Annotated in this window: 14 protein-coding genes; 2 read left to right on the forward strand and 12 right to left on the reverse strand. The window is 73.6% G+C overall.

Annotated features, from left to right (window positions below):
• The first annotated feature begins 42 nt into the window (after nucleotides 1-42).
• Nucleotides 43-525: a hypothetical protein gene (locus OG552_RS13830; RefSeq protein ID WP_329132700.1), complete on the forward strand. Its 483-nt coding sequence runs from the start codon at nucleotides 43-45 to the stop codon at nucleotides 523-525.
• 39 nt (nucleotides 526-564) lie between these two features.
• Here the strand turns inward: OG552_RS13830 and OG552_RS13835 are convergent, their stop codons facing one another.
• The gene (locus tag OG552_RS13835; protein WP_329132702.1) at nucleotides 565-939 is read right to left on the reverse strand and encodes a VOC family protein; all 375 of its coding nucleotides are present in this window, start codon (nucleotides 937-939) and stop codon (nucleotides 565-567) included.
• Entirely contained in the window at nucleotides 936-1,781 is an 846-nt protein-coding gene (locus OG552_RS13840) for a trans-aconitate 2-methyltransferase (protein ID WP_329132704.1), read from the reverse strand. Before OG552_RS13840 ends, OG552_RS13835 begins: the two co-directional genes overlap by 4 nt.
• Before the next feature lie 93 nt (nucleotides 1,782-1,874).
• On the opposite strand from OG552_RS13840, the gene OG552_RS13845 reads away from it, so the two are divergent.
• Nucleotides 1,875-2,372 carry a MarR family winged helix-turn-helix transcriptional regulator gene (locus OG552_RS13845; protein ID WP_329132706.1) on the forward strand — a complete coding sequence of 166 codons (498 nt, stop codon included), beginning with the start codon at nucleotides 1,875-1,877 and terminating at the stop codon, nucleotides 2,370-2,372.
• Here the strand turns inward: OG552_RS13845 and OG552_RS13850 are convergent.
• From OG552_RS13850 to OG552_RS13895, 10 genes are all read right to left on the reverse strand, one after another.
• Entirely contained in the window at nucleotides 2,331-3,170 is an 840-nt protein-coding gene (locus tag OG552_RS13850) for a response regulator transcription factor (protein WP_329132708.1), read from the reverse strand. The two genes, OG552_RS13845 and OG552_RS13850, sit on opposite strands and share 42 nt — an antisense overlap.
• Nucleotides 3,171-3,582: 412 nt before the next feature.
• Nucleotides 3,583-4,719, reverse strand: a complete 1,137-nt coding sequence (gene galK / locus OG552_RS13855) for a galactokinase (protein ID WP_329132709.1) — start codon at nucleotides 4,717-4,719, stop codon at nucleotides 3,583-3,585.
• Nucleotides 4,720-4,784: 65 nt separating this feature from the next.
• Nucleotides 4,785-5,747 (reverse strand): UDP-glucose 4-epimerase GalE, encoded by a 963-nt coding sequence (galE, locus tag OG552_RS13860; RefSeq protein ID WP_329140801.1) that lies wholly within the window; start codon nucleotides 5,745-5,747, stop codon nucleotides 4,785-4,787.
• Between the two features lie 9 nt (nucleotides 5,748-5,756).
• Nucleotides 5,757-6,800, reverse strand: coding sequence for a galactose-1-phosphate uridylyltransferase (gene galT, locus OG552_RS13865; protein ID WP_329132711.1), 1,044 nt, complete (start codon nucleotides 6,798-6,800; stop codon nucleotides 5,757-5,759).
• A 524-nt stretch (nucleotides 6,801-7,324) separates the two neighbouring features.
• Nucleotides 7,325-8,005, reverse strand: coding sequence for a helix-turn-helix transcriptional regulator (locus OG552_RS13870; RefSeq protein ID WP_329132713.1), 681 nt, complete (start codon nucleotides 8,003-8,005; stop codon nucleotides 7,325-7,327).
• Nucleotides 8,006-8,141: 136 nt separating this feature from the next.
• Nucleotides 8,142-9,800, reverse strand: coding sequence for an outer membrane protein assembly factor BamB family protein (locus tag OG552_RS13875; protein ID WP_329132715.1), 1,659 nt, complete (start codon nucleotides 9,798-9,800; stop codon nucleotides 8,142-8,144).
• A gap of 192 nt (nucleotides 9,801-9,992) precedes the next feature.
• Entirely contained in the window at nucleotides 9,993-11,783 is a 1,791-nt protein-coding gene (locus OG552_RS13880) for an ABC-F family ATP-binding cassette domain-containing protein (RefSeq protein ID WP_329132717.1), read from the reverse strand.
• 310 nt (nucleotides 11,784-12,093) lie between these two features.
• Nucleotides 12,094-12,999, reverse strand: coding sequence for a 4-(cytidine 5'-diphospho)-2-C-methyl-D-erythritol kinase (locus tag OG552_RS13885; protein WP_329132719.1), 906 nt, complete (start codon nucleotides 12,997-12,999; stop codon nucleotides 12,094-12,096).
• Between the two features lie 175 nt (nucleotides 13,000-13,174).
• Entirely contained in the window at nucleotides 13,175-14,035 is an 861-nt protein-coding gene (rsmA, locus tag OG552_RS13890) for a 16S rRNA (adenine(1518)-N(6)/adenine(1519)-N(6))-dimethyltransferase RsmA (protein ID WP_329132721.1), read from the reverse strand.
• 45 nt (nucleotides 14,036-14,080) lie between these two features.
• Nucleotides 14,081-14,971, reverse strand: a complete 891-nt coding sequence (locus tag OG552_RS13895; protein WP_329132723.1) for a TatD family hydrolase — start codon at nucleotides 14,969-14,971, stop codon at nucleotides 14,081-14,083.
• Nucleotides 14,972-15,220: the final 249 nt, after the last annotated feature.

Below are 15,220 nucleotides of genomic sequence, written 5' to 3' on the forward strand. Positions count from 1 at the left end.
CCGAGTTGACCGGACGGCACGCCATGGCCAAAGATCGCCAGCATGGCGAATGGCAGCCCTGACGGGGCGTCGGGGCTCGGGCGGTTTGTCCGCATGGTGGGGGCGGCGGCGCTGGCACTGCTGCTGCTGGTGGCGGCCGGCTGGAACTCCTGGCAGACCGCGCAGTACGTGGTGCTGACCAAGGGCCGCGACCAGGGCACCGTGACACTGGCCGCGTGCGGTTCCTCCGACGACTGCACCGGCCCGTTCACGCCGAAGGGCGCGGCGACCGCCCGGCCCGAGGTGACGGTGAGCCTGCCGGTACGGCACCACGTCGGCGACACGGTGGACGTGGTGATGGAGCCCGGCACGGACACCGGGGTACGGGCCGGCTTCGGCGGGCTGCTCTTCGCCTGGGTGCCCTTCGGCGGGGCGCTGCTGCTGGCCGCCCTGGTGGTGGCCGCCGGGCTGCGGACCTCGCGGATCGCCTGGGGGCTGGCGACGGCGGGCGCGGTGCTGCTGGGCGGCGCGTTCCTGACCCTCTGAGGGGCCCTGCCGCAAGGCCCCCGCGACCGTGGGTACGGGTCAGGCGCTCTTCATCGGCGCGGGCTCAAGGAACTCCAGGCGGTTCCCCACCGGGTCCTGGGAGTAGAAGCGCTCGAACCCCGGCAGGTCGTAGTCCCAGACCACCGCCGCGCCCTGCCCCTGAAGGCGTTTGGCGTAGGCGTGGATCCCGGTGACCCGCAGCCCTGGATGGGCCTTGCGGGCCGGCCGGAAGTCCTCCTCGATGCCGAGGTGCAGCACCGCGCCGCCGGCCGCGAACCAGCAGCCGCCGCGGGCCGCGAGCACCGGCGGCTTGCGCAGTTCGGTCATGCCGAGCACTCCGGTGTAGTACGCCCGCAGCTCCGGTTCGCTGCCGGGCGGCGCGGCGAGCTGGACGTGGTCCACAGCGGCGATCATGCGGTGCTCTCCTTCGTGGCGGCCGGCCCCGCGGTCCTGGCGACGGCGAAGATCCGGCGGAAGGGGAAGACCGTACCGTGCGGGCCCGCGGGATACGCCTCGCGCAGCAGTTCCCGGTACTGGCCGGTGAACTCCGCGACCGCCGCCCGGTCCTCCCCCAGCGCGGTCAGCACCGGCCGCAGCGCGGTGCCCTTCGTCCACTCCAGTACCGGGTCCTCGCCCTGGAGGAGCTGCAGATACGTGGTCTCCCAGACGTCCACCTGCTCGCAGCCGAGGCCGGTGAGCCGCTCCAGGTACTCCTCCGGGCTGAGGACATGCAGGTGGCGGCGGGCGCCGTCGCCGAGCCGGTCGCGCCAGCGCGGGCTCTGGCAGAGTCCGGCGAGCAGCGTGTGGCTGGGAGCGGAGAAGTTGCCCGGCACCTGGAAGGCGAAGACACCGCCGGGGGTGATCCGGCCCAGCCAGTCGGGGAAGCGTTCGGCGTGCCCGGGGACCCATTGCAGGGCGGCGTTGGAGACGATCAGGTCGTAGCCGCCGTCGGGCGTCCAGCGGGTCGCGTCGGCGGGCTCGAAGTCCAGCTCACCGCCGCCCGGGGTGGGCCCGGCGTACCGCGCCGCGGCGTCCAGCATCTCCTGGGAGCTGTCGAAGCCGGTGATCCGCGCGGCCGGCCAGCGGGTGGCGAGCTGGACGGTGACATTGCCGGGGCCGCAGCCGATGTCGGCGATCCGGGGCGCGCCGCCGCCGGGCAGTGCGGTGATCCGGGCCAGCAGGTCGTGGAACGGCCGGGTGCGGTGGTCCGCGTGGTGGAGATACTGCTGGGGGTCCCATGTCGGGGCGTGCTGCATCGTGCGTGCTCCCTTCCTCGGTTCCTCAGCCTCCACCCCAGATATCTTGATGTCAAGAGACTTCATATCGACAGACCTACTACACTGGGCGGCATGGAGGACGAGGTCGACCGGCTGGTCGCTGCATGGCGCCGAGAGCGCCCCGACCTCGACGTGGAACCGCTGGAGGTGCTGAGCCGGGTCAGCCGGCTCGCCCGGCACCTGGACCGCGCCCGGCGGCTGGCGTTCTCCGAGCACCGGCTGGAGCCGTGGGAGTTCGACGTGCTCACCGCGCTGCGGCGCACCGGGCCGCCGTACCAGCTCTCGCCGGGGCAGTTGCTCACCCAGACGCTGGTCACGTCGGGCACCATGACCAACCGCATCGACCGGCTCGCCAAGCGCGGGCTGGTGGAGCGGCTGCCCGACCCCAGCGACCGGCGCGGGGTGCTGGTGCGGCTCACCCCGGAGGGCCAGAACCGCGCCGACGAGGCACTGGCCGGGCTGCTCGCCCAGGAGCGGGCCATCCTGGGCGAGCTGAGCGAGCGGCAGCGGACCGAACTGGCCTCGCTGCTACGACAGCTGACCGCGCCGTTCGACAACGTCCCCGGCTGACGGCACCAGTTCCACCGGACCCACCCCGGCCCTGCGGGCCAGCGCGACCGCGGCCAGCGTGGAGTGCACACCGAGCTTGCCCAGCACGTTCTGCATGTGCGTACGCACCGTGTGCGGGGACAGGAAGAGCCGCTCGGCGACCGCCTTGCGGCCCAGGCCCGCCACCATGCAGCGCAGCACTTCCTGCTCGCGCGGCGTCAGCGACTCGACCAGCTGCTCGCTCTCGGTCCGGTGCCTGCGGGCCGCGGTCAGCTCCCGCAGCACCGCGGTCAGCAGCGCCGGCGGCAGATGCGTCTCGTCCCGCAGCACCCCGCGGACCACAGCGAGCAGCCGGGAGAGCGAGCAGTCCTTGGCCACCCAGCCCGAAGCGCCGGCCTGGAGCGCGCGGGCGGCCCGTACCGGGTCGTCCCGCTCGGCGAGCACGACGGTACGGATGCCGGGATACTCCGCGCGCACCCGCTCGACCAGCGCGAGGCCGTCGAGGACGGTCTCACGTGGCTCACGCGGCTCACGTGGCTCACGCGGCTCCGGCGGCCGGTGCTCGGCCGCCCGGCGCTCCGACAGCGGCGGCACCGCCGCCAGCGTCACCGGCGGGCGCGGGCCCGCCCCCAGATCGGCGTCGACCAGCAGAACGTCGTAGCGCCGGTTGTCCACCGCCGCCCGGTCAAGACAGCGCTGCGCGGCGGGGCCGCTCCCCGCGGCCGAGACGTCGACGTCGGGTTCCGCCGCGAGCGCGGCGGCAAGCGACTCGGCGAAGATGCGATGGTCATCAACGACGAGAACGCGGATTCGTCCCACGGAACACCACTCCCATGACAGGGCACACCCCCAGTGGCGGCGGGGCGTCATTCGCGTGGGATCCGGCACCCGGACCGGGACCGCCGCCCCGCCGGGTGCCGAACCCCTTGCGTCTCGCCCCCTGATGGACACCGGCCCCCACCGGTGTCGTGGCAAAAGCGTAGGGGTTCGACGGGCGATTGGAACCGTCTTGGCGGAAGTTACCGGCAGCGGTTGCCTCCGGCGGGGGGCGGGTGAGGCACAGGTGACGGGACGTCCCGTCCGGGCCGCGCGGGAAGGCCGGCACGGGCCCGGCCGGCCGCCGTGCGCGGCGCCGTCGAGGCCGCTCGCGCCGTTCCTCCCCCGCACGGAGTCCGGGGGCGCCCCCGGCACCGTCCTGGCCGACCGCACCCTTCCGGGGGCGCCGCCGCGGTCAGCGGACGCGGTGGGCACCCGGGCCGGGGGTGGTGACGAACTGCCGGGACGACGGGAGTGCCTGGGCGACCGCGGCGCTGATCTTCGCCTCCGCCGACTCCTCCAGGAGCACGATCGCCGACCCGCCGAACCCGCCCCCGGTCATCCGCGCCCCGAGCGCCCCCTCGGACAGGGCCGTGTCGACCACCAGGTCCAGCTCGGCGCAGGAGATCCGGAAGTCGTCACGCAGCGAGGCGTGCCCCGCGGTGAGGACCGGCCCGATCTCGGGTGTGCGGCCGGCGTCCAGCAGACCCAGCACCTCCTCGACCCGGCGGTTCTCGGTGACGATGTGCCGGGTCAGCCGGCGCAGCCGCTCGTCCGGCAGCGCGGCCAGCGCGGCGCCCAGGTCGTCGTACGCCACGTCCCGCAGCGCGGGCAGCCCGAGGGCCGCCGCGGCGGCCTCGCAGCCCGCCCGCAGCTCCCCGTAGGCCCCGTCGGCGTGCGCGTGCTTGACCCGGGTGTCCACCACGAGCAGCCGCAGCCCCTCGGCGGCCAGGTCGAAGGGCACCTGGCGCTGGGCCAGGGTCCTTACGTCCAGGTGCAGCGCGTGTCCCTCGGTGCAGCACGCGGACGCGGTCTGGTCCATCACCCCGACCGGCGCGCCCACGTAGACGTTCTCCGACCGCTGGCAGAGCAGCGCCAGGTCCTGCCGTGACATCCCCACGCCGTGCAGCTCGCACAGCGCCAGCGCGGTGACGACCTGGAGCGCGGCGGACGAGGAGAGGCCGCCGCCGACCGGCACCGTGCTGGCGTAGTGGATGTCGGCGCCGCCTATCGCGTGGCCGGCCTCCCGGAGCGTCCACAGCACGGCCGCGGGGTACTTCGCCCAGCCCTCGGTGGCGCCGGGGGCCAGTGTCTCCACGTCCAGCTCGACCAGGCCGCCGTCCATGGCGGCGGAGGTCAGCCGCAGCCGCCCGTCGTCGCGGCGGGCGACCGCGGCGCGGGTGGTGTGCGGCAGCGCGAACGGCATCACGAAGCCGTCGTTGTAGTCGGTGTGCTCGCCGATCAGGTTGACCCGGCCGGGGGCCGCCCAGACGCCTTCGGGCGCCCGCCCGTGGACGTCGGTGAAGGCCCGCTCGAGTGCGGCTTCCGTCATCGTTGCTCCTGCTCCCGCCGAAGGGCCTGTTGCTGCTTGCCTGCTTGCTGCTGACTGCTTGCCGCTTACTTCTGGAGTGACTGGGCGAAGTCCCAGGCGTCGCGGACCATTTCGGTCAGGCCGGTCCGGCTCGGCCGCCAGCCCAGGGTCTCGCGGGCGCGGTCGGCGGAGGCGACCAGCACGGCGGGGTCGCCCGCCCGGCGCGGCTCGGTGGTGGCCGGCACCGGGTGCCCGGTCACCTCGCGGACCGCCTCGATCACCTGGAGCACGGAGAAGCCCTCGCCGTTGCCGAGGTTGCAGATCAGGTGCTCACCGGCCGGGGCGTGGTCGAGCGCCAGCAGGTGCGCCTCGGCGAGGTCGGCGACGTGGATGTAGTCGCGCAGGCAGGTGCCGTCCGGCGTCGGGTAGTCGTCGCCGTAGACGGAGATCGCCGCGCGCCGGCCCTGGGCGACCTGGAGCACCAGCGGGATCAGGTGCGACTCGGGGTCGTGCCGCTCGCCCTGCCGGCCGTAGGCGCCGGCCACGTTGAAGTACCGCAGGGAGACCGCCGACAGGCCGTGGGCGGCACACTCGGCGCTGATCATGTGGTCGACGGCGAGCTTGGTGGCACCGTACGGGTTGGTGGGCGCGGTCGCCGCGCTCTCGGTGATCGGGACCTCGGAGGGCTCGCCGTAGGTGGCGGCGGTCGAGGAGAAGACCAGGGTGCGGACCCCGGACTCGCGCATCGCGTCGAGGAGTTCGAGGGTGCCGGCCACGTTGTTGCGCCAGTATTTCTCCGGGTGCGCGACCGACTCGCCGACCTGGGAGGAGGCGGCGAAGTGCAGTACCGCGTCGAAGGAGCCGTCCAGCACCTTGGCGGCGTCCTGGATCCGGCCCTCGACGAACTCGGCGCCCGCCGGGACGCCTTCGCGGAAGCCGGTGGACAAGTCGTCCAGTACCACCACCTGGTGCCCGGCTTCCAGCAGATGGGCGGCCACCACACCGCCGACGTAACCGGCTCCGCCGGTGACCAGCAGCTTCTTCCGCAGGGTGCTCACTTAGGTTGCTACCTCTCGCAGTCGCATCGCAGCGGACTCCGGCGGCACGTCGTTGACGAAGGCGCTCATGCCCGACTCGGAGCCCGCGAGAAACTTCAGCTTGCCCGAAGTTCGCCGGATGGTGAAAAGCTCCAGGTGGAGGGCGAAGTCCCGGCGGTCCGGCGCGGTGAAGGGCGCCTGGTGCCAGCCGGAGATGTACGGCGTCGGCGGCTGGTCGTCGCCGAAGATCCGGTCGAAGCGGCGCAGCAGTTCGAGGTAGATGTGCGGGAACTCCGCCCGGGCGTCCTCGTCGAGCCCCAGCAGGTCCGGCACCCGGCGGTTGGGGTAGAGGTGCACTTCGTACGGCCAGTGCGCCGCGTACGGGGTGAAGGCGGTCCAGTGCTCGCCGGTCAGCACGATCCGGCGGCCGTCGGCGATCTCGTCGGCGAGGACGTCGTCGAAGAGGTTGCGGCCGCCGGTGCGCTCGCGGTGCTCGGCGAGCGAGCGCAGCATCAGGGCGGTGCGCGGGGTGACGAACGGGTAGCCGTAGATCTGGCCGTGCGGGTGGCCGAGGGTGACGCCGATCTCCTCGCCGCGGTTCTCGAACGGGTAGACCTGCACGACGCCCGGCAGCTGGGAGAGGTCCTGGGTGCGGTCGGTCCACGCGTCGAGCACCAGGCGGGCGCGGGCCGGGGTCAGGTCGGCGAAGGACGCGTCGTGGTCGGAGGTGAAGCAGACCACCTCGCAGCGGCCCTTGCCGCCGGTCAGCGACGGGAAGCGGTTCTCGAAGACCACGACCTCGTAGTCGGAGGCCGGGATCTCGGTGAGCCGGCCGTCCCGCGACGGGTCGAGCGGGCACTCGTCGGCGGGCGGGTGGTACGTGCGGCCCTGGCGGTGGGAGGCGATGGCCACGGCGTCGCCGAGCAGCCGGTCCTCCCGCACGTCGGACGTGGTGGCGACGGGTTCCAGCGGGCGCAGGTCGACGGCGTCGCGCACCACCGAATCGGCGGAGTCGTAGTAGATGAGCTCACGGCCGTCCGCGAGCAGCGTCGTCGTCTTCTTCACCCTGCGGCACCTCACACCACAATCTCCCAACAGAACCGCACACAATGAACCACAACAGAACAGCTCAGTCAATGCGCGGAGCGCACCGAACTCACATTGATCGGATTGCCCGCGCCGAGGGAATCTCCGAGGGCCCCCGGAGGACACCTGGAGGTAACCAAACAAAGCCGAACAGATGTCAGCAGGTGGGACACGTCACGCGCCCGGGGGGCGCGGCAACCGGCGAAACCCCCGCGCGGCACGCGGTCCGCCGCGCGCGGGGCCTCGCGGGACCGCACGCGGGCGGCGAGAGACCCGCCCACCGGGCCGGGGGCCGGAAACGGCAAAGCCCGGGCGCCGGTGCGGTGCGTCGACGGCGGGGTCCGTGGGTGCGGGGCAGCCGCGGCGGACCGCGGGGGGCGGGGCCGAAGGCCCGGGCCCGGGACCGGGGATTCCCGGGCCCGGGGGGCCGCCCGGGGCGGAGGCGGAGGGGCGTCCGGGCCGCGCGGAGGTCAGGCGGGGCCGGGCGTACGGGTGCGCGGGGGTCAGGCGGGGCCGGGGGTCCGGGCCGCGCGGTCGAGGAGGCCGGTGCGGGCGGCCAGGGCCGCCGCCTCCAGGCGGGAGCCCACGCCCAGCTTCATCAGCACCCGCTGCACATGCGTCCGCGCGGTGCTCGGCGCGATCCGCATGCCCGCCGCGATCAGCCGGGTGTCCTCGCCCTCGGCCACCCGGACCAGCACCTCGATCTCGCGCGGGGTGAGCATCTCCAGCAGCCGCGCACCCTCGTCGTCCGGCTGCCGCGCCGGGTTGAGCAGTTCGGCGAACGCGCCCTGGAGCAGCGGCTGGGCGATCGCCACCTCACCCGCCCTGGCCTTCGCCATCGCCCGCTCGACGCCCTCGATCCGCTCGTCATGGCGGACATAGCCGGACGCCCCGGCCGCGAAGGCCGCGGCGATACCGCGCGGATCGGGCACCGGGCCCAGCACCACCACGGCCACCCCGGGCCGGTCCCGCTTGATCCGCGCCACCGCGTCGAACGCCCCCGGTTCCGCCGGCGCCGCCGTGCCGAACAGGCACACCTCGGGTGACCTGCTCAGCACCAGTTCGGCCGCGCCGGCCGCCGGAGCCGCCGCCGCGAGCACCCGGTGCCCGCGCAGCTTCAGTGCCGAGGCCAGCGCCTCGGCGAGCAGCCGGTGGTCGTCGACCACGACGAGCCGTACGCCCATGTCGGCTTTCCCCAATCCCCCCGGGGGCCCGTGCCGCTGTGCCCCGCTGGCGGCGAAGCTACACGGTCACCGGACCACGCGCGGCCTCATCCGGACGATACGCTCCGGCAAATTGCGACAGGTCCGGTCTCCCCGCTCACCCGAACACCTGCAGGTACTGCTGGTGCCGCTCGACGTCCGCCGACGAGTAGACCGTCCGCGACACGTAGTAGAACTGCCCGCCGTGCCACACGAAGTAGTCGTGCAGGCCGCCGTTCTCCATCTGCTGGTAGGCGTCGGCGGAGAAGCTCGCGTACGGGCTGATCGTGCCGGTCGCCGGGTCGAGCGTGACGAGCTTGCCCTGCACCTCGTAGTCCGGCGGCTCGAACGCCAGCAGCTTGCCGTCCTGGAAGGCGAGCCCGCTGATCGCGTGGTTGTCGGCCGGCTTGGCGACCCACTTCTGCTTGCCGTCGCTGAGGTTGAAGGCGACGATCCCGCTGAGCACCTTGCCGTTGCTGTCGGTCTGGCTGCGCAGGGTCAGATACAAGGTGGTGCTGTCGGCGAGCACATTGTGCACGGACTGCTTCTCGGTGCCGTCGTTGTCGATGTCGTACTTGTCGGTGCCGAGCGAAACCCGCGACTGCAGGCGGCCGCCCACGATCGTGGCGGCGTCGGTGAAGGTCGTGCCCTCGGTGCCGAGCAGCACCACCACCGGGTCGGTGGAGACGATCGCGTTCACCTTGGTGCCGGTCGGCGCGGTCCACGACCACTTCGGGGCGCCGTTGCCCGCGGTGTCGATCAGCTGCACCTTGTAGGTGTCGTAACCGCAGTTGACGACCGCCACGAACTGCTTGCCGCCGGCGTACCCGTCGTCCTCGCAGTCGCCGTTGCCGGAACTCCACAGCTGCTTGTGGTCGGTGAGGCGGTAGCCGGCCGAGCCGTTCAGCCAGTCCACGCCGACGGTGTTGCCGCTGATCGCCATCTCGGTGTAGTCGAAGTCGATCGAGGAGCCGGTGGCGCCGGGCAGGGTCACCGACCAGAGCGTCCTGCCCGCGGCCAGGTCGACGGCCATGACCTTCTCGCAGGAGGCGCCGTACTGGATCGCCGCGGTGTCGTTGTACGAGTCCCGGGCGGCCGTGCAGTCACCGCGGGAGGTGAAGGGGATCGACCATGCCTGGGCGCCGGTGGCCAGGTCGTAGCCGACGACCTTGCCGATCTCGTTCTTCACCACGTACTTGTCGGTGAACCAGACGCCGACCGAGTCCTTGAGATTGTCCTTCTCGGCGACCGTGTCGGCGGGCTTGCTCCACTTCAGCGCGAGGTTCCTGTTCTGCGGCGCGCCGCCGGCCGTGCGGGTCGGCCCGCCGGACGAGGCGACCGGCGGCTTGGGGTCGCCGCCCCCGCCGCCCCTGGTGGCGAGGTACACGCCCCCGGCTATCACCAGCACCCCCACGACGACGGCCGCGACGATCGCCGTCAGCTTTTTCCGGCCGCCTCCGGAGGGGGGCGGCTGCTGCGGGTAGCCGTAGCCGTACGGGCCCTGCGGCGGGATCTGGCCGTACGGCGGCTGCCCGTACGGGGGTTGCGGCTGCCCGGAGTACGGCGGCGGCGGGAACTGCGCCTGCGGGAAGGCCGGCTGAGTGGGCGCGGCGTAAGGATTCTGCGCCGGCGGCACCGGGGTGGCGTACGGGTTGTCGGCCACCGGCGGCGGGGTCTGCGCCGGGTAGCCGTAACCGGGAGGCGGCGGGGGCGGTGTCGTGCCGTCGGGCTTCCCGTACGGGGGCGGGTTTCCCGGGGGCGGGGGCGGCTGCGACATCGGCAGGGTCCTGTTCGTACGTCATTCGGCGGAGTTCAGGGGACGGAAATTCTTTCTACCACCCGGTCCACCGCACGCCACCGGCTGCCGCCGCACCGTTACCCGGCTGCTACACGTCCGCCGCCAACTACCCACCGTGACACGGCCGCCGTCAGATGCCCGTTACGCGCTCCTCCGTGCGCGCCCGCCGCCTCACGCGCCCTCGGCGAGTTCCAGCCAGTGCGTCTCCAGCTCCTCGCGCTCCGCGCGCAGCGCCCGCAGCTCGGCGTCGAGTGCGGCGACCTTCTCGAAGTCGGTCGCGTGCTCGGCGATCTGGCCGTGCAGCTTGCTCTCCCGGTCGCCCATCTTGTCCAACTGCCGCTCGATCCGCTGCAGTTCCTTCTTGGCCGCGCGGGTGTCGCCGGCCGGCTTCTCCTTCGCGGCCGGCGGCGGGGGCGCGGCGGCCTCCACCATCCGGTGGCGCCGCTCCAGGTACTCGTCCACCCCGCGCGGCAGCATCCGCAGGGCCGAGTCGCCGAGCAGCGCGAAGACCCGGTCGGTGGTGCGCTCCAGGAAGTAGCGGTCGTGGCTGATCACCACCATCGAGCCGGGCCAGCCGTCGAGCAGGTCCTCCAGCTGGGTCAGCGTCTCGATGTCGAGGTCGTTGGTGGGCTCGTCGAGGAAGAGCACGTTCGGCTCGTCCATCAGCAGCCGCAGCAGTTGCAGCCGGCGCCGCTCACCGCCGGACAGGTCGCCGACCGGCGTCCACTGCTTCTCCTTGGTGAAGCCGAACTTCTCGCAGAGCTGGCCCGCGGTCATCTCCCGGCCGGTGCCGAGGTCCACCCGCTGCCGGACCGACTCCACCGCCTGCAGCACCCGCTGTGCCGGGTCCAGTTCGGCGACCTCCTGGGAGAGGTAGGCGAGCTTCACGGTCCTGCCGACGATCACCCGGCCGTGCGCGGGCTGCGTGTCGCCGCCGCTGAACGCGGCGGCGGCGAGCGCCCGCAGGAACGAGGTCTTGCCGGAGCCGTTCACCCCGACCAGGCCGACCCGGTCGCCGGGGCCGAGCTGCCAGGTGATGTGCTGCAGCAACTGCTTGGGCCCCGCGGTGATCGTCACGTCCTCCAGCTCGAAGACGGTCTTGCCGAGGCGGGAGTTGGCGAACTTCATCAGCTCCGCGGTGTCCCGCGGCGGCGGTACGTCCTCGATCAGCGCGTTGGCCGCCTCGATCCGGAACCGCGGCTTGGAGGTACGGGCCGGGGCGCCGCGCCGCAGCCAGGCGAGCTCCTTGCGGACCAGGTTCTGCCGCTTGGTCTCCTCGGTTGCCGCGATCCGCTCGCGCTCGGCGCGGGCGAAGACGTAGTCGCTGTAGCCGCCCTCGTACTCGTAGACGGTGCCGCGCTGCACGTCCCACATCTGGGTGCAGACCTGGTCGAGGAACCAGCGGTCGTGGGTGACGCAGACCAGGGCGGAGCGGCGGGTGCGGAGGTGGCCGGCGAGCCAGGCGATGCCCTCCACGTCGAGGTGGTTGGTGGGCTCGTCGAGCACGAGCAGGTCCTGCTCGTCGATGAGCAGCTTCGCCAGCGCGATACGGCGCCGCTCGCCACCGCTCAGCGGGCCGATCACAGTGTCCAGGCCGTCGGGGAACCCCGGCAGGTCCAGGGCGCCGAAGAGGCCGGTCAGCACGTCGCGGATCCGGGCGTCGCCGGCCCAGTCGTGGTCGGGGCGGTCGCCGACGATCTCGTGCCGGACGGTGGCCCGCGGGTCGAGCGCGTCGGACTGTGTCAGCACGCCGAAGCGCAGGCCGCTCTGGTGGGTGACCCGGCCGGTGTCCGGCTCCTCCAGCTTGGCGAGCAGCCGGATGAGCGTCGTCTTGCCGTCGCCGTTCCGGCCGACCACGCCGATCCGGTCCCCCTCCGAGACGCCGATGCTCAGCGACTCCAGGAGGGTGCGCGTGCCGTATGTCTTGCCGACGGCTTCGACGTTGACGAGGTTCACGGCCACGTGCGTTTTTCTCCAGGCTCGGACGGGAGTACGGCTCCTTAGCGTAGTCGTCCCCCCGCCCCTCCCCTCCCGCCGATCCCGCGCCCGCCCCGGGGACGAGCCAAGCGGCCACCGGGCCCCGCGGACGGACCGGCCCGGGCGGCCGGTACCGGGCCCACACCGGTCGCGGGCCGGCCCCCGCGAGGAGACGGGCACGCGCGGACTGACCGGCATGGTCCGGCTGATGGCGGGACCGCACGGTCCGCGACCGCGCCCCCCGCGGGGCCCGGCCCGGCGAACGCCACGGGGAGGGGTCGGAGGCGCCCGGGTCCTACGGGAGGATCGTCGCTCCGGGGGCCGGGGAGAGGGCGGTGCGGGCGGTGGGGCCGAGGGCTGAGGCGATGCGGGTGGCCGCCGCCGCGTCCGCCGCGAGGAAGGCGCAGGTGGGCCCGGACCCGGAGACGAGCGCGGCCACCGCACCCGCCGCACGGCCGGCCGCGAGCGTGCCGCGGAGGTCGGGCCGCAGGGACAGGGCCGCGGGCTGGAGGTCATTGGCGAGCACGGCGCCCAGCGCGGCAGCGGACCCGCCGCGCAGGGCGTCCAGCAGCCCCGGGTCCGCCACCGGCGCGGGCACCTCCGCGACCGTGTCCCCCGCTCCCTCCTCACGGCGGAGCCGGTCGCACTCCCGGTAGACCGCCGGCGTCGACAGCCCCCCGTCCGCCGCCGCGAACACCCAGTGGAAGGTTCCCCCGACCTCCAGCGGCGTCAGCAACTCCCCCCGCCCGAGCCCGAGCGCCGCCCCGCCCACGAAGGAGAACGGCACATCGCTGCCGAGTTCCGCGCAGAGCGACAGCAGCTCGTCGCGCGGCGTGCCCAGCCCCCACAGCGCGTCGCACGCCAGCAGCGCCCCCGCCGCGTCCGCGCTCCCCCCGGCCATGCCGCCGGCCACCGGAATGTCCTTCTCGATGTGCAGGTGCACCCGCGGTTCGATGCCGTGCAGCTTGGCCAGCGCGATGGCGGCCCGGGCGGCGAGGTTCGTCGCGTCGAGCGGCACCGACCCGATGTCGCGCCCCTCCCCGCTGATCCCCAGCTCGTCGGCGGCCGAGGCGGTCACCCGGTCGTAGAGCCCGACCGCGAGGAAGACATTGGCCAGGTCGTGGAACCCGTCCGGCCTGCGCCCGCCCACAGCGAGCTGGACATTGACCTTGGCGGGCACGGTCACGGTGACGGCGGTCACGGGCGGAAGCTCCTTCGAAGCGGTACGGCACTGCGGGCGGGACGTCGGGAACGGATGGGACGGCGGGCGGGACGTCGCGGGCGGGCGGGACAGGCGGGGCCGGACGGTGGCGCGGGACGGCGGGCGGGACAGGCGGGGCCGGAGGAGGGCACGGCGGGGCGGGCCATGACGGAACCTACCGGGGCCGGTGCTCGGCGATGGCCGCGAACTCCGCCACCGTCAGCGCCTCCCCGCGCGCCTGCGGCGACACCCCTGCCGCCACCAGCGCGGCCTCCGCCGCCGCCGGGGACCCGGCCCACCCGGCGAGCGCGGCCCGCAGCGTCTTGCGCCGCTGCGCGAACGCCGCGTCGACCGCCGCGAACACCTCGCCCCGCGACGCCGAGGTCCGCGGCGGTTCGCGCCGTACCAGCGAGACCAGACCGGAGTCCACATTGGGCGCCGGCCAGAAGACGTTGCGCCCGATCGAGCCGGCCCGCCGTACCTCCGCGTACCAGTTCGCCTTCACCGACGGCACCCCGTACACCTTGTTGCCGGGCTGGGCGGCGAGCCGGTCGGCCACCTCCGCCTGCACCATCACCAGGGTCCGCTCGATGGTCGGGAAGGTGGCGAGCATGTGCAGCAGCACCGGGACCGCCACGTTGTACGGCAGGTTCGCCACCAGCGCGGTCGGCGGTGGCCCTGGCAGCTCGGTCACCTGCATCGCGTCGGCGTGCACCAGCGCGAAGCGGTCGGCCAGGTCCGGCAGCCGCGCCGCCACGGTCGCGGGCAGCGCGCCCGCCAGCACGTCGTCGATCTCGATCGCGGTGACCCGCTCCGCCACCTCCAGCAGCGCCAGCGTGAGCGACCCGAGCCCGGGCCCGACCTCGACCACCGAGTCCTGCGGCCGCACCCCGGCGGTGCGGACGATCCGCCGTACGGTGTTGGCGTCGATGACGAAGTTCTGGCCGCGCTGCTTGGTGGGCCGGACACCCAGCGCGGCGGCCAGCTCACGGATGTCGGCCGGTCCGAGCAGGGCGTCGGGGTCTGTCGTACTCACACCGGCAAGGCTATCGGCCACCACGCTCCCCGGACTCCGTCGCGGTCAGTAACCGAAGACCCGTGCGGTATTCGCCGCGACGGCCGCCGCCAGCACGTCCTCGTCCTCACCGCGGGCCGCCGCCATCGCCCGCAGGGTCAGCGGGATCAGGTAGGGCGCGTTCGGCCGCCCCCGGTGCGGCACCGGGGTGAGGAAGGGCGCGTCGGTCTCCACCAGCAGCAGGTCACGGGGGGCCACCGCGACCGCGTCCCGCAGGTTCTGGGCGTTCTTGTAGCTCACCGTGCCGGCGAAGGAGAGGTAGTAGCCGCGTTCGGCGCACACCCGGGCCATCGCCGCGTCACCGGAGTAGCAGTGGAAGACCACGGTCTGCGGGGCGCCCTCCTCCAGCAGGATCCGCAGCACGTCGTCGTGCGCCTCGCGGTCGTGGATGACGAGCGCTTTCCGCTCCTGCTTGGCGATGGCGATGTGCCGGCGGAAGGAGTGCTGCTGGGCGGCGACGCCGTCCGGCCCGGTCCTGAAGTAGTCGAGCCCGGTCTCGCCGACCCCGCGCACCTGGGGCAGCGCGGCGAGTCCGGCGATCGCGTCGAGTTGCGCCTCCAGGGCGGCCGGCCCGTCGCCGGCCCGCTCGCCCTGCCGCGACCAGCCGTCGGGATCGCCGTCGACGATCCTGGGCGCCTCATTGGGGTGCAGGGCGACGGTGGCCCAGATGTTCTCGTACGCGGCGGCCGTCTCGGCGGCCCAGCGGGAGCCCTTCAGGTCGCAGCCGACCTGGATGAGCGTGTCGACGCCGACCGCGGCGGCCTGCGCGATGGCGTCAGGGACCGTACCGGACTGCATGTCCAGGTGGGTGTGCGAGTCGGCGACCGCGACCCGCAGCGGTTCGGGCGCGGGCGGGGCGGTGGTGTCTTTGCGGTCCTGGTCCTTCTTCGTCGCCATGCCCCGATCCTAGGGACGCCCCCGGCCCCCTGACCCCGGGGCCTGCGGTTGCGGTGTACGTCGTCCGGTCCGGCGAGGGCGGCGTCACCGCACGCCGCCGCACGTCGCCCGATCCGCCGAGGACAGCATCACCACACGCCGCCGCACCTCGCCCGATCCGCCGAGGACAGCATCACCACACGCCGCCGCACCTCGCCCGATCCGGCAAGGACAGCGTCACGGCACGCCGCCGCACGTCGCCCGATCCGC

Source organism: Streptomyces sp. NBC_01476, from assembly GCF_036227265.1.
GTDB lineage: Bacteria > Actinomycetota > Actinomycetes > Streptomycetales > Streptomycetaceae > Actinacidiphila.